Consider the following 18465-nt stretch of genomic DNA (forward strand, 5'->3'; position numbering starts at 1 on the left):
GGGCAGGTGAGTGCCTTCCTCTTCTCGCTTATATCTGGTTATGCTTAGCTAAACTACCCCCTAGAATATATTTTATTTCGTTCTTTTTTTCGTTCATATCTACTAAATTCGGGGAATTTAAACCAAAAACTCAAACCTCAAAAGTTGGGAAATTGGAAAGTTGCCACCCCAAACTTAAAAGTCCCAAGTCAAAACTTTTCTATCTAGTGCCCGCTGCAAAATTTTCAGGAGCAAGTTATGGCAATAAAAGTGATGGAGATTGAGTTTACCGAACAGATTAATCCGATTAGGCAACTCGAACAATACGAAGGAGTTCGCATTTTAGTTCGCTACCGGGGACGGCCTCTGGGCTGGGCTTCTGTTAGTAACAATCCCTGGGAACAAACAATTTCCGCTGAGCGAGTGCGACAAACAATTGTGGATCAGTTAGGAAAAGAGTTGGTGCGATCGACTTTAGGAGAGCAGTTCGGCGCTGTGTCTGAAGCAGTGGCTGATCGCCACCTGCCGTCAATTAGCGTTGTCATCTGCACGCGCGATCGCACAGATTTGCTCAAAGGCGCTCTGGAAGCTCTGCTCGCACTAGACTATCCCCACCGCGAAATAATCGTTATAGACAACGCTCCTGCAAACAGCAGCACCGCTGAATTAGTTGCGCGATTGGCGGTACGCTACGTCAAGGAAGAACGGCCAGGATTGGACTGGGCGCGCAATCGCGGGATCGCGGAAGCGCGGCATGAGATTATTGCTTTTACTGACGACGACGTGCGGCCCGAGCGCGGTTGGCTGCGGGCGATCGCTTCGGCTTTTGCTGACCCGGACATTATGGCAGTTAGCGGTTTAGTGGCGGCAGCCGAACTGGAAACCTTGCCACAACAGCAATTTGAACTGATATACGGCGGAATGCTGCAACACCTCGACCGCCACAAAACCGACGGTAGCAAGCTTTCTGTGTGGGAGTTGCTGTGGGCGAGCAAATACGGCGTGGGGGCGAATATGGCTTTCCGGCGGCAAGTTTTCGAGGCTGTGGGCAATTTTGACGTTGCTCTCGATGTGGGGACTGCGACTGGCGGTGGTGGGGATATTGAGATGTTTCATCGGATTTTGGCTAAGGGATACTCGACTTTTTATGAGCCGAGAGCTTTTGTGTGGCACTTGCACCGGCGCAGCGCCGATGCTTTGAGCCGGCAGTTGCAGGATAACGGGCGCAGTTTTGGGGCTTATTTACTCACGTGCGATCGCAACCGCACTGTGCCGCGCTGGGAAATTTTGAAATTTGCTATGTTTAATTGGTTGGGTTGGTGGCTGGTGCGCCGCTTGGGGGCTCCGGGTTTGCTGCCGCGCAAGTTGGTAGTCAGCGAGTTGCTAGGAGCTCTCGACAGTCCTTTTGCTTACAGAAAAGCGCAGTTGCAGGCGCAGCAGTTAGCTGAGATAGAGCCGGAAGAGCAGCTACAGTCTGAACCGCAGGAAGTTGCCGGAGGTGTGCGATGAGAAGGGTTCCACAACTGATTGACAGGCGCAAAATCGCTCATTTCTTCGATTTGCTGCGGGTGTTGGTCGATCGCGATATGAAATTACTTTACAAGCGATCTGCTTTGGGGATTGCTTGGACTTTAATCAATCCGCTGTTGCAGTTAGCTGTATTTTCCTTTGTGTTTCGCTCTGTTGTACCGATTAACATTCCGCAATTTTCTTCCTTTGCTTTCAGCGGTTTGTTAATCTGGAGTTGGTCTCAAACCGCATTATTTCAAGCAACGGGATTAATTACCAACAATAAAGCGCTAATCAGACAGCCAAATTTCCCCACCGCAATTTTGCCGGTAGTCACGACGATGACGGGGTTAATTCACTTTATGTTAGCTTTGCCGGTGTTAATTATCTTTCTGGCAATTGATGGCGTTCAGCCGAGTTTAGTGCTGTGTGTGTTGCCACTGCTGATGGCTATTCAGTTTATTTTGACAGTCAGTTTGGCTTATCCCCTCGCCGCCTTGAATGTCACTTTTCGCGATACTCAGTACACTTTGGGCGTACTTTTGCAGATGCTGTTTTACCTGACTCCGATTTTCTACGACCTCAACAGCGTCCCGAAAGAATTTCAGCCTCTTTATCAGTTAAATCCAATGGTGCCACTGCTTGGAGCCTACCGCGCCATACTGCTCAAGGGTACGCAACCGGATTGGCTGGCACTGTTAATTGTTAGCTTGGTTGTGGCTGCTCTTTTGCCGATCGGACTGGGAATTTTTAGACGGCAAAGCAATACTTTTGTGGAGGAATTGTAAATGCGTCAAGCTATTGTTGTCAAGGGTTTGGGGAAACGTTTCAACCGCTACTCTGCCGATCGACCTTATACGATTATGCAGGCCGCTTTGGCGGGTTTTCGGCAGATGAAACCGCAGGCGCGTTTTTGGGCACTGCGGGATATCAATTTCAGTGTTGCTCCCGGGGAAATGCTGGGAATTCTCGGCAAGAATGGCGCGGGAAAATCGACGTTGCTGCAACTTGTTGGCGGTATCGGCCACGCTCAAGAAGGAACTATTGAAGTTAATGGCAGAATTGGCGGCTTGTTGGATTTGGGTGCGGGTTTTCACTCGGATTTAACCGGCCGAGAAAATGTGTTTGTGGGTGCGGTAGTGGCCGGTTTGACTCGTCGGGAAGCGGCGCGCCGGTTTGATGATATTGTTGAATTTGCGGAATTGCAACAGTTTATTGATAGTCCGATGCGGACTTACAGTACGGGGATGCAAATGCGGCTGGCTTTTTCGGTGGCGGTGCACACTGATCCAGAAGTGCTGTTAGTTGATGAACATTTGTCGGTTGGTGATGTGGCTTTTCAAACTAAATGTTTGAACAGAATCTCGGAGTTTAAGGCTCAAGGATGTGCGATTGTTTTGATTTCTCACAACGCGACGCAAATTCATAAACTGTGCGATCGGGCTTTGTGGCTGAAATCAGGTGAAATCGTGGCTTACGGGGAACCAGAAGTGGTAGTCGGTCAGTATTTGTCGGAAATGCGCCCACCAACCGAAAAACGCACTCCCATCCTTCCTCCTGAAGTGACCCGTACGGGTTTGCAACTGCGAATCAATGACAATCGCTTCGGTTCTTTGGAAGTAGAAATTACGGATGTTAAAGTGTTGCCGGATGATGAGATCAACAGTGGCGATCCAATTACTGTGGAAATTCATTATTCTGTACCGAAGCCAATTTCGGCTGCGATTTTTGGCGTGACAATCAGCCGGGAAGACGGTCAAAGTTGTTTTGAGACTAATACTAATCAAATGGGCAGATTGCTGCCGCTGGCGGAAGGTAAAGGCACAATCCGCCTGCACGTAGACAGGCTTGATTTAGGCAACGGTCAGTATTACGTGAATGCTGGGGTTTACGAGAAGAATTTGGCTTACGCCTACGATTATCATTGGCACACTTATCCGCTGTACGTGCGATCGACGGTAAACCAAAAAACGATTCTTTGTCCGCCCTACCGCTGGGAATTTGATGGCAAAATGCAGGTTGCGGATTTACCAGAACCAGCCTATAAAGTTCACGCCTTGAATAAGGATAATCCCGCCTATGCCCAGATTTCGACTCAGTTAAAAAATAAGCAGGAACCTGACTTTTTAATTATTGGCGCTCAAAAGTGCGGCACGGAACCTCTATCCGGCTATCTCGCAAATCACTTGCAAATTATCAAAGAGGGTTCCCCCAACATTCACTTTTTTGATTTGAATTTTGAGCGGGGCGTTGATTGGTACAGCAAGCAGTTGACGCGCAGTGTGGCGGATGAGAAGGTGTTGCTGTGGGAAATGACTCCTTACTATATTTATCATCCGTTGGTGGCAGAGCGGGTTTACAAGTGTTTCCCGGATGTTAAGCTGATTGTAATGCTGCGAAACCCGGTCAAACGAGCTTGGCTGCACTATCATTTAGAAGTGGCGAGCGGCTGCGAAAAGCTGGATTTTGAAAAGGCGATCGCTTCCGAACCAGATCGCCTAAAAGGTGAAATTGAAAAGATCAAAGCTGATCAAAGTTATTACAGTTTCAACCACCAACATTATTCTTATTTGTCCCGAGGAATTTATGTTGAACAAATCAGGAATTGGCTCGATTATTTTCCGAGGGAACAGTTGCTAATTCTCAAGAGCGAAGATTCTGAGGCCAATGCCGACAAAGTTTTTTCTGAAGTGTTAGATTTCTTGGGTATTAGTGCGATCGCAAGTAAAGAATATGAGATGAATACGGTCGAGGAGTATAGCAAAATACCAGCAGCAATTGAACAACAATTGACAGAGTATTTTCAACCTTACAATCAGGAACTTTCTAATTTGTTAAAACAGGATTTTACTTGGAGTTAGAATGGGCAGGTTGGGTTAAGAAAACGAAACCCAACCCCCCCTCAAAATATACCGTTAATTATATATAAGGGCAAAATGTTATGAAACGCATATTTCTCGTAGGAGCGCCTCGCAGTGGCACAACAATTCTTCAAAGCTTGTTAGCGGCTCATCCAGAAGTTATTTCTTTTCCGGAATCTAAGTTTTTTCACTATTTGCTGTACGATCAGTTTGCGGGAAAGTTGCCAGGTAGAATGGAAGCTTTTTTTAAGGATGAGATTAAACGTCCTGAACTTTTGAAAGATTTTGATGACACCCAAACTGTGGAAGCTAAAGCTAGTTGGTTTGTGAGAGTTTTGGATGGTTTGGCGGCTGAACAAAAAAAAAGCATTTGGTTGGAAAAAACGCCGGAACACATATATTTTATTGATGACATACAGCGCTTTTTGCCGAATGCGAAATTCATACATATTTTACGAAACGGTATGGATACAATAGCTTCTATGTATGAGGCTACTAGGAATTTTAACGAATTGTGGGGCGCTGGTTGGGATTTAAACCACTGTATCGATCGGTGGGAACACGCGATGTTAACTAGCCACAAATATATTAATAATTTGAATCATATATTAGTTAAATATGAGGATCTTTTAGATAATAAAACCCAAATCTTAGGAAAAATTTGTAATTTTATGGGCATTGAATATGACGACACAATGCTCGTTAACTATCAAGAAAAAGCAGCGAACCTCAGTTTAAATCTACCTTGGCACAAAGGAATTGAGAGAGATGTCAAAAGTAGTAACGTTCACAAATATCATAAAATTTTCACTCGCAAGGAAATCAGATATATTTTAGATAAAATTCAGCGAGTCAAGGAGGAAATGGCCTGGAAAGTTACGGTGGAAGTGACGGAAGGAATTTCGGATATTTACGCTTGGCAAATATGCGATCGCCTGTGCTGTACGATCACACTAGAAGGAATTAAACTCGGTATTATTGAATTGCCGATTTGCGATTGCATGGTTGCGGCTGGGGTTTTGGCGGATGCGGTGGCAGCCCAGTTTGCTTGGCCAATACTCGATCGCTTCTTTCAACGCAATCGCTGCGAAAAAGGCAATAAATTGTGGGAAACTTTGCTGGAACCATTGCACCCTAAACATGACTGGACGCTATTTCTGCAAGAATTATGGGGGCGTCCGCATTGGCATTGGGAGGATTTCTACAAGCCTGAAATAGCTGAGGAAGTCTCAACAATTACCCTCGAAAAAAAATTGATTGTCTTAGAAATTAGCGAGGAATTGGCTAATATAAAAGTTGAGCTTTCTGAAATAGACGTGCTGGTGAAAGTAGGCGGCGTTGCTGTCGGTATTGTCACTGTTGCGGTGGAAAATAATTTTGTTTCGGCTCAAAAATTGCGAGCGACAATTACTCGAAATATGGGTTTTGAGTTGTGCGTCGCCGCCGTGCGAGAAGCTTTGCTGGGAAAACGACTCAACGGCAAGCAATGGCTACGATCGCGCTTAGCCTCTTGTGCTCAACAAAGGTCTAATTTGCCCGACTGCTGGAATGCACCGGGTGCTGGGGGCATTTATCCCCCAAATGCGGTGATTTTCGGCAGGCGATCGGGTGCGATCGGGACGAGTGTCAGCCGTCGCGCCTCACTCCCGGCGGCGGCGCTGCAGGAAATCGAGTCAGCAGCGGCAATCGCTGGGGAACCGACAAGGCAAATTCCCCCAGAAAACGAGTTTCCAAAGCAAGTATTTTACGTTGGGGAACCGACAAGGCAAATTCCCCCAGAAAACGAGTTTCCAAAGCAAGTATTTTACGCACCGGAAATCATTTGCTCAAAATCTTCTTATCGGGAAGTTTCTCACTCGGTGAAACCTCAAGTTTTTGACAATCATAGCGTTACACAAAAACTCCCGATTCTCTCCTACCGCCGCATTTCTCCTGACGGTTTAGACGCAGTTACTCCCCAGATTTTTGAACAACAGTTACACAATCTCAAAAATCTGGGTTATTACAGTGCGAGTTGGGAAAATTGGCGAAGCGCGAAACTGGCTAAAACTCCTTTACCCGGTAAAGCTGTATTGATGACATTTGACGGTGGCTATCTCGATTTTTTCCAATATGCTTGGCCTCTGCTAAAACGCTTTGATTTTACAGCCACTGTTTTTCTGGTAGCGGAGTCAATAGGAAAGAAAAATAGTTGGGAAAAAGCCGAATTTGAAGAAGTGCCGTTAATGGGATGGCCAGAAATTTTGCAACTGCGGGATGCAGGGATTGAATTCGGTTCTATGTCTGCTACTCATCAACCTTTGACTGCATTGTCGCCCACAGAAATTGTGCGGGAGGCGGCCAAATCCCGTGCTATCTTGGAACGGGGATTAGAGAAACCTGTTAAATGTTTGGCCTATCCTTACGGGGATGTCGATCCAATGGTAGCGCATTTAATTGGAGCGACTGGATATACTTTTGGTGTATCCTATACATTAAATTTTAGCAGTTTTGACGATTCTTTATTGTCGCTGCCGCGCATTCAAGTCACCGCCGAAAATGCCTTAAAATTAGCTTAGTAAGGTGCGTCAATCAGGGAAGTTTTTCCCTCAATTAACAGTCTCTCAACGGACGCACCTTACAAGTGAAACTTATTAATCAATTCCTTGATTTTTCGCTGCAAATAACCGCCTAAGCCTCGGGAAATTTTCTCAAATTTATAATCAAATAAAATCTCCATAACATCTTCAGTTTTCATATACTTTAAATAAGAAATCATTTTATCTGTCAGTTTATCATTAACATCATCGATATACTTTCTCACCGCCAACCTTTCCGAAATATTCCATTTCTGATCAAACTTGCGGTGCATTTCCCTCTCATAATCCCGAAAATCTGAGATTTTTCCCTCCAAATACCTTTGAATATATTTCCCCGCAATTTGGGCACCATCCATCCCGTGTCTAATCCCTTCGCCACCCAAAAAATTTACTGTCGAGACACTATCGCCGATCGCAATTATATTATTATCCTTGCAATAAATATCCTTCAAACCAGGGCTGTACTTCAGCGTGGAACCGTGTTTGTCAATAATTTTATAATTTTTAGACTTCAGATATTCATCAATCAGTAAATCAATATATTTTTTCAGCGGTGACAAATGCCTCACCGTTTTCGGATCTAAAAAAATGCGCCCCGCACCAACTTTCAGCCTGTTCTGTTCCATTGGGAATATCCAGGCATAACCCTTTGGCATCCATTTATCGCCCAAAAAGAAGATTAAATCACCGCTGTATTTATTGTAAACTTCTGGCTCTACTTCAATTAAATATTCGATTCCGGTTCCCGACAAAAAAGCTGGCTTATCCTTCTCTTTTTCGTACATAACCGCCCTAGCAAAGCCAGTAGCATCCACCAATACTTTCGTGCTAACTGTGATAGCTTGACCGCTGGATAACTGTTTAAATTCTACTGTAGTTTCCCCCTTGGCTTGTGAATGTCCGGTGTAGCGATAACCAAGCCAAACTTCACCACCAAATTCCTCAACTTCGCTTGCTAAAAATGCTCTAAATTTAGCAAAGTTGAGAACAACTCCCAAGCTTTCGGGAGACTCCCAAGTTTGACTGACTTTGCTAGTTTCAATAGTAAGTTTATGCCAAAAACTGCCGATAACGGATTCGGGTAAATTGAATTTAGAGAGGGTTTCTAGAGGCGTGGCTGCGCTGGAAAAGTCATTTTTATTAAAATTGTCGTTTTGCTCTGCCAGCAAGACTTTGTGGCCGGATTTGGCTAGGATTCTCGCGCAGTGACCGCCTGCTGGGCCGGCTCCTACTATTACTATGTCAAAACTTTTTAAATTCATTTTGCTTTTAACTCGCTTCCAATGTCAAAATACCCGCAGACATATCGCAATGGTAGTTATGACGCCACTACGATTCAAATTGCTTCAAACGGTCAAATTTTAGGTAGAGTTCTGAATGTGACACCCTCGGACTTGCGGGATCGTTTTATTACACTGTCATAGATCGGGTATTTCTTAGGATTAGTCTCGAATGGTAAGGTGCGCTAGGCGCACCCTACCATTCTAGCTAATTAGACGCTAACGGGTGACTGTTTGCGGCTGAAGGTTGCTAAGATGCGATCGCACATTTGCGACGGATTTAATCCCAAACTGGCAAATGATTGTTCAGGGGTTGCATGATCTACCAATGTATCGGGTACACCCAACCGCATCACTGGAACAACAACATTATTGTCCAACAAAGCTTCGGCTACTGCTGAACCAAAGCCTCCCATCAAACAGCCTTCTTCCATTGTGACAACTTTGCCGATTCGCTGTGCTAAAGGCAAGATTAATTCGGTGTCCAAAGGCTTGACAAAACGCGCATTGATCACAGTTGCTTCAATGCCGTGCTCGCTCAGAATCTCGGCGGTTTGCATTGCCGGATAAACCATTGAACCGTAACCCAATATCAGCAAATCGTCGCCGTTGCGGAGAATTTCGGCTTTGCCGATCGGCAATTCTTCCCAACCTTCTTCCATCAGAGGCACGCCGTAACCGTTGCCGCGCGGGTAACGCATGGTGATCGGGCCGCTGGTGTGGTTGATTCCGGTGACTATCATCCGCTGCAATTCTGCCTCATCTTTTGGCGCCATAATTGTCATATTTGGCAGACACCGCAAGAAAGAAATGTCGTACATTCCTTGGTGAGTGGGGCCGTCAGCACCGACAATGCCGGCGCGATCCAAACAGAAGAAAACTGGCAAGTTTTGGATGCAAACATCGTGAATTATTTGGTCATATCCTCGCTGCACAAAGGTCGAGTAAATTGCCACAACCGGGCGCATTCCTTCGCAGGCTAAACCAGCGGATAAAGTCACGGCGTGCTGTTCGGCAATCCCGACATCAATGTACTGTTTCGGCAGTTTTTCATGCAGTTTATCCAGACCTGTTCCGGTTGCCATTGCAGCGGTAATGCCGACAATTTTGGGATTATCTTCTGCTAGCTTGACTAGGGCGTGGGCAAATACTTTAGAGTAAGCTGGAGGCTTGGGTTTAGTGGAGGGAATGCCTTTGCCGGTGGCTAAGTTAAAGGGATTTTGGGCGTGATATCCTACTTGGTCTTTTTCGGCGATCGCATATCCTTTGCCCTTCACCGTCACCACATGAACTAACACCGGCCCTTGAATAGTATGAGCTTGTTTGAAAGTGGTAATTAACTCTTCCAAATTGTGCCCGTCTACCGGACCCATGTAAGTAAAGCCCAATTCTTCAATTACGGCTCCAACTTTCGAGACAGCCAAGCGTTTCATCCCTTCTTTGAGGCGTTCCATTTCTGGAGTAAAAGTTTCGCCCACAAAGGGAATGTGTTTGAATTGTTCCTCTAAGTTCTCTTTGAGAAACTGCACCGGTGGCGAGAGTCGCATCTTGTTCAAATAGCGGGTAATTGCGCCGACGTTGGGCGAGATTGACATCTCGTTGTCGTTGAGCACAACTAACAAATTGGTTTTCGGCATATGGCCCGCGTGGTTGATCGCTTCGAGTGCCATGCCGCCAGTCAAGGCGCCGTCGCCGATGACTGCTACAGTTTTAAAGTTTTCGCCCTTGAGGTCGCGCGCCATCGCCATTCCTAATGCTGCGGAAATGCTTGTAGAAGCGTGACCTGCACCAAAATGGTCAAATTTGCTCTCGCAGCGCTTGAGATAGCCTGCAACGCCGTCTTTTTGGCGCAGGGTGTGGAATTGGTTGTAGCGGCCGGTGATTAATTTGTGAGGATAAGCTTGGTGGCCGACATCCCAGGTAACTTTGTCGCGATCGAGGTCGAGTGTTTGGTAGAGTGCTAAGGTCAGTTCGACTACACCCAATCCTGGGCCGAGGTGGCCGCCACTAGCGGCTACAGTTTCTAAATGCTTTTCTCGAATTTGTCGGGCAATTTGTTCGAGTTGATGAATCGAGAGGCCGTGTAATTGGTTTGGGTGAGTCAGTTCGCTGAGATGCATATTTTAAAATCTTGCTCCTGTGAATCAGGACGAATCCTTAACAGCTATAGGTTGAGCCTGCGACGCTGGGGACGCGCAAACGTTAGAATAGTTTAGCTGTTATTTGAGAAAAACTGTTAGCCGTAAGATTTTTGTTATTTTTGGCCTTGTAATTATAGTTAATAAATTGTGCGCCGTCAATATAAAAAAAGCTTATGTTGTTAGTTGCTAATGGCTAGTTGTTAGCTGCATGGAGATTCTTAAGCATTTAAAGCTAATTCAGCCCACCTAAACAAATAGAATACTCAGATACCCCACTTCTCAAAGAAGTGGGGTATCTAACAGAAGAACGTTTGACGTTTAATTAGAGCGACCTACTTAATTTTTCTCAGGAAAGGACGAGATCCCTTTTCTATTTATCGGTTTTCCAGTTAAAACAAAAAAGGATCTCGCCCCCATCGATTCATTAGAGTATTCGTTCTAATTCAGCCGATCGAACTTCTGGCAATTTCTCCGCCCCTGTCGTATCAAATACGATCGCCTGTTTAGCAGTCGGCAACAACCGCCGTACAATCTGTATGTATCCCTCAGCATCGCCCCGGCGGTGGAACCGAGCAACCAGCAATCGCTGCATATTCGGTAATTGCCGCACGATACACCAGGGATGAGAGTTTAATTTTGGCTTTGATGTTGGTATCATAGGGTAATCCTTCCCCGCGTTTGCGGGGTGTGGTAGAAAAAGCGATCGCCCTTAAGTTTTCGAGGCTAGGAGGGCGATCGTTTTGAGTTATTCTTATATTTAAGGTTAATACTAACCTGTTGTCAAGGGCAAAATGGGGCGAGTTAGACTAAAGATTCGAGAATTGGCAGAAGAAAAGGGCTGGACGCTGCAAGATGTCGCCGATCGCTCTGGGGTTAATTACAACACGGTTAAGGGTTATGCTAGACGGGATGACGGCATGAGTACGGTTGACCTTAGCGCCGTTCAGAAGATCGCCCTTGCTTTTGACGTAATGATTGAAGATTTGGTCGAGTTTTTGGAATAGTAGAGGCGATCGCACTTGTTAGATCCCCGACTTCTTAAAGAAGTCAGAGATCCTTTATTTGTTAGTCCCCCTCTGCTCGGACTTCGTTTCTGTAGGATCGGTTTCAACCGCCGAGTCCCTAACCCCGCGTTTGACTTTGCACAATTTCTGCCAACAGCCGCTCTTGAGTTTTCGCCGGTTCTTTGCAAGTTAAACACTCGCAAACTAACCCGATAACACCTTCAGGCAAATCAGCCTCAATCTGACACACACCAGTCGGATAATACTGCGAAATCAACCCGGAAATCTGGTCTGGTGACGTGCGAATCAGGGTAGAATGCTGATACCAGTCGATCGCCGAAAGTAGACTCGGACAAGCTTGCGGAGCATCTTGTACAATACTGCTGAAAGCTTGCAAACCTTGTTGGGCGCGATCGAGATATTCTAAATTCGGGCCCAACAGCGCGAGGCGAACCAAAGATGCGATCGCAATTCCGTTCGCCGCCGGAGTTGCATTATCTATATAGCTGCGTTCCCGCACCAACAAATCTCCGCTAGCATCCTTAGCAGTATTGTAATATCCTCCCAACTCCACGCTCCACAAAAACTCATCAAACTCTTCTTGCACCTGCACAGCTTTCTCCAACCAAAACTGAGAATTCGGCAACTGTTTTGCCTCTTCCCCGTTTCCTAAAGTCAAACTCGCTTGATGCAAATCCAACAAAGCTTTCACAAACAAAGCATAATCTTCCGACTGCGCGGTTACAGCAGATTGTCCGTCATAATTCAACCGCTGAAACCGCCCATCCTTCCACTGATTCTCTAAAATAAAATTAGCTGCTTTCACAGCTAATTCCAGATATTCCAAATTATCAAAAACAGCCGCAGCGCGGGCTAAACCCGAAATCATTAAGCTATTCCAAGCAGCAATCATTTTCGTGTCAGTAACTGCGGGAATTCTACCCGGCCAACTGTCGTTTTTAGCTTCTTGATTGTTACGGGCTGGCGGAAAGGTTTTTACAGTATCGGGATTGCCACCGTAGCGAACTTGAAAGAGTTTAGCCAAAGCCGTTTCTACCGTGTCGCTCAGTTTTCCCGGATGGCGGCGCTGCAATACATTCTTGCCTTCAAAATTGCCGCTACGGCTAACAGTAAATTGTGCTTGAATTTCCGCCAATTCCTCAGCAGTTAATAGTGCTTCCAGTTCGGCATAAGTCCAGACATAAAATGCTCCTTCTTCGGGTTCAACTTCCTCTGAAGTGTTAAAGCTGTCAGCATCTTGTGCAGCATAAAAATAGCCTGTGGGCGCGGTCATTTCTCGCTTCAACCATTCTACTGTCCCCGCGATCGCAGTTTCAAAAGCAGGCTCTTGTATTCCCGCACTCCACAAATTCGCTAAATACTCAACAATTTGACCGTTGTCGTAAAGCATTTTTTCAAAGTGCGGCACAGTCCAAGTCGCATCAACCGTGTAGCGGTGAAATCCCCCTGCTACGTGGTCGTAAATGCCGCCCAAGGCTAAGTCTAATCCGCGCTGAGTGCAGACTTGTTTGCTGTCGTATTTTGATTCAAAATTAAATCGGGTTCCCCGCAGTGCTAGCTCAGCGTAAGGTATCATCGGAAAACTGGGTCCGGGGTTATGGCCGGCCACAATTCCGGTGTTGATTTCTAAGCCTTTTTGAAAGATTTCGCGATTTAATTCGGCGGTTACTCCTGACAGCGCTGCCGTCTGTTGGAGGTTGCCTAAAATTTCTGCTTTGAAGGCTTCTACTTTGCCTTTTTCTGTGTCGTAAAATCGGCGAATTGCTTGCAAAACTTCTAAAAATCCCGGGCGTCCGTAGCGGGGATCTACGGGGAAATAAGTGCCTCCGTAGAAGGGAACTCGCTCGTCTGGAGTGAGAAAAACGTTGAGAGGCCAACCGCCTTGACCGGTCATCATTTGCAAGGTTTGCATATAAATGCTGTCGATATCCGGGCGTTCTTCACGATCGACTTTTACGGGTATAAAATGCGAATTCATGTATTCGGCGATCGCCCGATCGGAAAATGCTTCCCCTTCCATCACCGTACACCAGTGGCAGCTAGAGTAGCCAATTGACAGGAAAATCGGTTTATTTTCGCGCAGGGCCGTTTCTAAGGCTTCATCGCACCAGGGCCACCAGTCGATCGGATTTTCGGCGTGTTTCCGCAGGTAAAGGCTTTGGGATTGAGCAAGACGGTTGACCATAATCAAATCCCCTTTAACTCGTGCTGAGTAAGCTTGTCAGTTCTCTCGTAGTGTAGCGTGAGATGTTTTAGTTGAGTTGTTGCCGATAATCATGGTTTAATATTATGGCTGAGTATCTCGCTCTAACATGAGTTTATCATCTCGGAGAACCTTCAATCAACGGCTCGGACAATTTTTGCTGAGCGCGGCAGTTCCTCCTACTGTTTCCCAACTGTACCCAACTGAAGATTCGGATCGAGCTTTATTAGAAACGAATCTTAACAATTTTCTGGCGAAAGCAGACCCAGAAATAGAATTATTAGTCCCGACGTTTTTAGGTAACGACAAGCGCCGGTTCTACGGTCGAGGTGTTCCGAAAAGCTTGAAATTAATCGACAAATTTCAACTCGGTAGCGGACGGACTTTTCTGGGAAGGCGGTCTGTAGTTTGGAGCGGCGCCGGTTGGACTGGACAGCCCACAATTACCAGAGACGGGGGAAAAACTTATTTAGTTATAGGTGCTTATGACCACAATTTGCGGAAAATAGATATTGCTACTAATAAAGAAGTTTGGCGCTATAAGTTTGATGATATAATCAAAGGTTCATCAACGATTTATATCGATGAAAAAGCGAGCGCCGAAAACAGAATTGTGATTTTGCAAGGCAGCCGCAGCGGTGGCGGTGGCCAAAAAGTCGTGCCGAGTTTTAGGGCAATATCTTTTAGAACTGGCAAGGAACTTTGGAAATTGGACATCAGGAAAACGCCAAGCTACAGCCGGGATAACGACAGTAGCGCTTTGGACCTCGGCGGTGGCGTTTTGTTCAATGCGGGGGAAAATGCTATCGGCTATTTTCTCGATAGTTCCACAAGCCAAGCCAAAATTAAACAAGGAATCAAGCAGCCAAATATCTTGTCGGAAGTACAGCTTTATGCAGCAGGAGATATCAGCAAGCACAGGGGAAACCTGGTCGCGGAATCATCGCCATCAAGGCTCAAAGATCGAATATTTATAGCTGCTGGTTCGGGTCATATTTACGGTATTAGCATTGAAACTAAAAAGATAGTCTGGGATTTCTATACAGGTTCAGATTTGGACGGAAGTGCTGTAATTTCTAAATCGGGAAAACTGTTTTGTGCCATTGAAAAACAATACATTCAGGGCAACGGCGGCGTGCTGAAGCTAAATCCCAACAAAGAACCGAATGCCAGCGTCGAATGGTTTTTGCCGACGGGAAATCGCCGCCTTTCTAGCTGGGAAGGCGGGATAATCGGCTCTGTGGCGTTGAATGACGAGTACAATTCAGGGGAGTTTCCGGCGCTGTTTGCCACCAACGCGATCGACGGCAATTTGTACATCGGTTCCCAAGATATGATTACAGGTAAAAAAACTTCTGTGCCTTGGCGAAACCAGTCTTACGATACTCCCGTAATAGTATTTAAAAAAGCCATTGGTTCTTCAATTTCGACTCCGATTTTTACCGATGGCAATAAACTGATAAGTGCGGGATACAACGGTGTTTATTTGTTCAATTTGAATTGGGAACGAGCGAAGTCGGGGGATCAGAATGCGTTGAAAAATGCTAAAGGGGAGTTTTACCGTTTGAAAGTAATAGAATCGGGGAGATTTAAGCCGGGCTTGTCATTTGAGGCGACGCCTGTAGTTTGGGACGGAATTGTGAGGATTTGCGCGAGGGATGGCTGGATGTATACTTTGGGTTAGTTATTGGTATTTTGTACCTCTATCGGGAACAGGCAAGATGCCTGTTCCACAATAAGTAGACTCTGTTGTGGAACAGGCATCTTGCCTGTTCTTAAAAGGGTGTTGAAATCCGCGACCTATTCCTACCTGCGGTTTAACTGCGGTTATATGTATGAGAGAAATAATTTCGGAAATTATCAGAAACTCGTTATGGCAACTCATGAAACTCAAATCAGTCAAGTTTACGGTTCAGAGGATGCTCAAGGTATTTTACAGCTTGCGATCGCCCGATCGCAAAATGCTTCACCTTCTATCACCCTACACCAGTGGCAGCTAGAGTAATTGACAAAAAAATCGGTTTATTTTCCCTCCGGCCCCTTTATCAGGCTTCGTCGCACCAGGCCCACCAGTCCACAGAATTTTCGGCGTGTTTTCGCAGATAAAGGGTTTGGGATTGAGCAAGACGGTTGACCAGAATCAAATCCACTTGAACTCGTGCGGGGTAAGCTTGTCAGTTCTCTAGCAGTTTAGCGCGAGATGTTTTAGCTGAGTTGCTGCCGCTCATCCTGTTTTCATACGATCGCTGATAATTTAGATGTCAAATGAGTCGATCGTCTCGGAGAACCTTCAATCAACGGCTGGGAAAATTTTTGCTGACTGCGACGGTTCCTCCTGCTGTCCTCAAACAGTGCCAAACTGCATCTGGGAATTGACCGAGTGAGAAAGCCGCTGAAACCTTGATATTTAGAGGGTTTAGGCTCTTGAACCTCCCTCAAGAGAGTAGCAATTATCACAAGTTTATTGACCATTTTGATGGTAGCGAACACGAACAATCGTGATTAGACCCTGCTGAAAGTCTAAAAATTAGCGATCGCACGCACACATTTTTTTGAAGACAAGCAGCTCAAACCCTTACTGCGTCAAGTCTTTCAACTTGCTTGTCACCGTCAAATATAGGAATTGACTTTTTTCCAAAAAATAATATTAACAAATTTTTAGCGCAAGCAGGCCCAGAAATAGAATTGTTAGTCCCGACATTTTGGCGTTGCCTAATTGCCGGATGATATTGATTTTTTTGTGGGATGGGCTCTCCTAGCCCGAAGGCGTGTATTTTCACCGCAGGCGGGACACCCCACAAGAATCATCCTCAAATTGTGCAACGCCGACATTTTTAGGTAACTACCAGCGCCGCTTCTACCGCAGAGGCGTTCCGAAAACTATGTCCCAGAAAGTCGAGTCGTCCCTTTAGTCGGTCAAAGTTCCGGCGTCACAGATAATAACGACCACCGAAACCATCGGTCTCTAAACTGAGATGTTGCACCATGACCGATAAGCCTGTTTTGGGCGGGATCTCCTGCCCACCCCCTACTCCCCACCAGAAAACTCATTCTTTGTGGAACGGGCCCCAGAGCCGGTTCTTGGTAATGGTGCAACATATGAGTCTAAATGGGGCTTGTTGCTGAATCCGAAAGCGAGAATCGACGCACCGAATACGATCCAAGATTTTGTCCTGAGTTATAGCCCACATTCCGCAGTTTCAACTGTCACCATCGGTTTTTACCTATTTTTAGCCAGCAATCAAGCTATCACTTAAACTTTTATACCGTACATTAACGGAGCAAAAACTTTTTAAGGGCATAATTTAGAGCTTAAAAATAGTTTTATCAGTAATTATGCTGTGTAAAAACTCAGGTTAGGAAGGTGGGTTATAGCTTTTTGAAATAGAGAAAAATCAGGACTAAAATCCGGATGGCAGCACCCCTATTTTTTGATGTAAGCCATAGCAAATGGCTACCTAGAACTCATCTATTTAGGCACTTTGGCTAAATCCAACAAGCGTATTCTGAATCTTCATCGAATCTTTATCAAAACTACTTGCATTAACTTGTGGTTGGGTTTACATTGAATATGTGAAGGAAAAAAACCTGCTTCCAGCAAACTTAAAAATAACGGTGTCAACTATGAAATTCCAACTAAACTTAGTCAAATCTATTTTAGCTGTTGCCGGTGTCGCCGCTCTTAGTGCAGTATCCGCAGCACCTGCCTCCGCCTTCGGCTTTGGTAATATCGCTGGTGGCGATACGTATGGAGATGCTTTTTTTAAGGACTTTAGCTTTGATGTCACAGGTGATGACTCAAATAACGTTCTCTTCAAGATTGCAAATAACACATCAGTAAACAGCATGTTTATTGGTTCAGTTTTCTTTGACACAGGTTCTAATACCAATTTATTGAGCAACTTTGCCGTTAATGTTGGTAATATTGGCAACCCGGTTAGTTTTAAAGATAGTGAAGCTGATAATTTGGCACAAAGTAACAACCTTACCCCTACTTGGTCCACTGATTTTTCAGCTTCAAAAGTTGGTGGTCAGGGCGGTATCCACGCGGGTGAGGTTTTGGGATTGAGCTTTACTGGAAATTACGCTAACGTAGTTTCCGCGTTGAATGATGGTAGTTTAAGATTAGGGTTGCACGTCCAGGGTATTGGTAAGGGCGGCGAGTATAGCGATGCTTTTGTCAGCAGCACTAGCAACACTGAAGCTACTCCTGAACCTTTAACAATGCTTGCTGCTGGAGCCGCTGTTGGGTTTGGTACTATGTTCAAAAAGCAACGCGCTCAAGCTCAAAAAGCTGAATAAGCTATCATTTGAACTCGTTTTCGATTCTGGCTTGATGCCAAACTGATTATTTTATGTTCGAGCTAAAAACCTGGTTTCACCAAGAAACCAGGTTTCTTAGTATCTGATAGCGCGCCACCCTGAAAACCCCAGACTTGGAAGCCGAGATGAAACGCAGTTGTAGCGTTACCGCTGTTATTAAGATTTATAATTCAGTCCTGGGAATCTAGTGTATCAACTAGGCATTGAAACATCTTAGAGGGCGAGCAATCCCTACAACGGACTAATCCGAATTGATGCGGAACTGTTAAAGGGCGAATAATCGCTGGATGGGTGGCGTAATTACAGCACCCCAGGGTAGTGGTATTGAACGTCAAGTCGCCCCTAGACAGCGCATTTAAGAACTACCGTAAGGCTGTTTCTTAATAATTTCCGCTTTAAAGACACGCTCGATTCTTTAAAAGCAGATAATCACCATTGATCATTGCTCGAACTCTAACTCGCTCAGCCGTATTTACTTGAACCTCAGTGTCATATCATGTCCGGTCGATTGACCATGATTAAGATTTTGCCTCTGGCCACCAATAGAAATGAGTCAAACCACTGA

The 18465-nt window shown here is 45.5% G+C and carries 12 protein-coding genes and 1 pseudogene; 8 read left to right on the forward strand and 5 right to left on the reverse strand.

Annotation, left to right across the window (positions count from 1 at the left end; translation table 11 throughout):
- The first annotated feature begins 237 nt into the window (after nt 1-237).
- From QUA47_RS23400 to QUA47_RS23415, 4 genes are all read left to right on the forward strand, one after another.
- A complete protein-coding gene (locus tag QUA47_RS23400) occupies nt 238-1488 on the forward strand; it encodes a glycosyltransferase (RefSeq protein ID WP_333432508.1) in 1251 nt (416 codons plus the stop codon).
- Nucleotides 1485-2276, forward strand: a complete 792-nt coding sequence (locus QUA47_RS23405; RefSeq protein WP_333432509.1) for an ABC transporter permease — start codon at nt 1485-1487, stop codon at nt 2274-2276. The genes QUA47_RS23400 and QUA47_RS23405 overlap by 4 nt, the downstream gene beginning before the upstream one ends.
- Nucleotides 2277-4349 carry a Wzt carbohydrate-binding domain-containing protein gene (locus tag QUA47_RS23410; RefSeq protein ID WP_333432510.1) on the forward strand — a complete coding sequence of 691 codons (2073 nt, stop codon included), beginning with the start codon at nt 2277-2279 and terminating at the stop codon, nt 4347-4349.
- An 80-nt stretch (nt 4350-4429) separates the two neighbouring features.
- Nucleotides 4430-6907: a sulfotransferase gene (locus tag QUA47_RS23415; protein ID WP_333432511.1), complete on the forward strand. Its 2478-nt coding sequence runs from the start codon at nt 4430-4432 to the stop codon at nt 6905-6907.
- Between the two features lie 59 nt (nt 6908-6966).
- On the opposite strand, the gene QUA47_RS23420 is transcribed toward QUA47_RS23415, so the two are convergent.
- The 3 genes from QUA47_RS23420 to QUA47_RS23430 form a co-directional block, all read right to left on the reverse strand.
- Nucleotides 6967-8190, reverse strand: a complete 1224-nt coding sequence (locus tag QUA47_RS23420; RefSeq protein ID WP_333432512.1) for an NAD(P)/FAD-dependent oxidoreductase — start codon at nt 8188-8190, stop codon at nt 6967-6969.
- A 230-nt stretch (nt 8191-8420) separates the two neighbouring features.
- A complete protein-coding gene (gene dxs, locus QUA47_RS23425) occupies nt 8421-10328 on the reverse strand; it encodes a 1-deoxy-D-xylulose-5-phosphate synthase (protein ID WP_333432513.1) in 1908 nt (635 codons plus the stop codon).
- 445 nt (nt 10329-10773) lie between these two features.
- Nucleotides 10774-11007 carry a hypothetical protein gene (locus QUA47_RS23430; RefSeq protein WP_333432514.1) on the reverse strand — a complete coding sequence of 78 codons (234 nt, stop codon included), beginning with the start codon at nt 11005-11007 and terminating at the stop codon, nt 10774-10776.
- Nucleotides 11008-11140: 133 nt separating this feature from the next.
- On the opposite strand from QUA47_RS23430, the gene QUA47_RS23435 reads away from it, so the two are divergent.
- Entirely contained in the window at nt 11141-11353 is a 213-nt protein-coding gene (locus QUA47_RS23435; RefSeq protein WP_190663558.1) for a helix-turn-helix domain-containing protein, read from the forward strand.
- 118 nt (nt 11354-11471) lie between these two features.
- On the opposite strand, the gene QUA47_RS23440 is transcribed toward QUA47_RS23435, so the two are convergent.
- Entirely contained in the window at nt 11472-13559 is a 2088-nt protein-coding gene (locus QUA47_RS23440; RefSeq protein ID WP_333432515.1) for a thioredoxin domain-containing protein, read from the reverse strand.
- A 127-nt stretch (nt 13560-13686) separates the two neighbouring features.
- On the opposite strand from QUA47_RS23440, the gene QUA47_RS23445 reads away from it, so the two are divergent.
- Together QUA47_RS23445 and QUA47_RS23450 are read left to right on the forward strand one after the other, a co-directional pair.
- A complete protein-coding gene (locus tag QUA47_RS23445) occupies nt 13687-15261 on the forward strand; it encodes an outer membrane protein assembly factor BamB family protein (protein WP_333432516.1) in 1575 nt (524 codons plus the stop codon).
- 189 nt (nt 15262-15450) lie between these two features.
- The gene (locus QUA47_RS23450) at nt 15451-15582 is read left to right on the forward strand and encodes a hypothetical protein (protein WP_333170593.1); all 132 of its coding nucleotides are present in this window, start codon (nt 15451-15453) and stop codon (nt 15580-15582) included.
- Here the strand turns inward: QUA47_RS23450 and QUA47_RS31080 are convergent.
- A pseudogene (locus tag QUA47_RS31080) lies at nt 15519-15715 on the reverse strand (DUF255 domain-containing protein); the annotation flags it as partial. The gene QUA47_RS23450 and the pseudogene QUA47_RS31080 overlap by 64 nt on opposite strands.
- Before the next feature lie 1435 nt (nt 15716-17150).
- Here QUA47_RS31080 and QUA47_RS23455 point away from each other — a divergent pair.
- A complete protein-coding gene (locus QUA47_RS23455; RefSeq protein WP_333432517.1) occupies nt 17151-17879 on the forward strand; it encodes a PEP-CTERM sorting domain-containing protein in 729 nt (242 codons plus the stop codon).
- Nucleotides 17880-18465 lie beyond the last annotated feature (586 nt).

The sequence above is a fragment of the Microcoleus sp. MON2_D5 genome (assembly GCF_036701905.1).
Lineage (GTDB): Bacteria > Cyanobacteriota > Cyanobacteriia > Cyanobacteriales > Microcoleaceae > Microcoleus.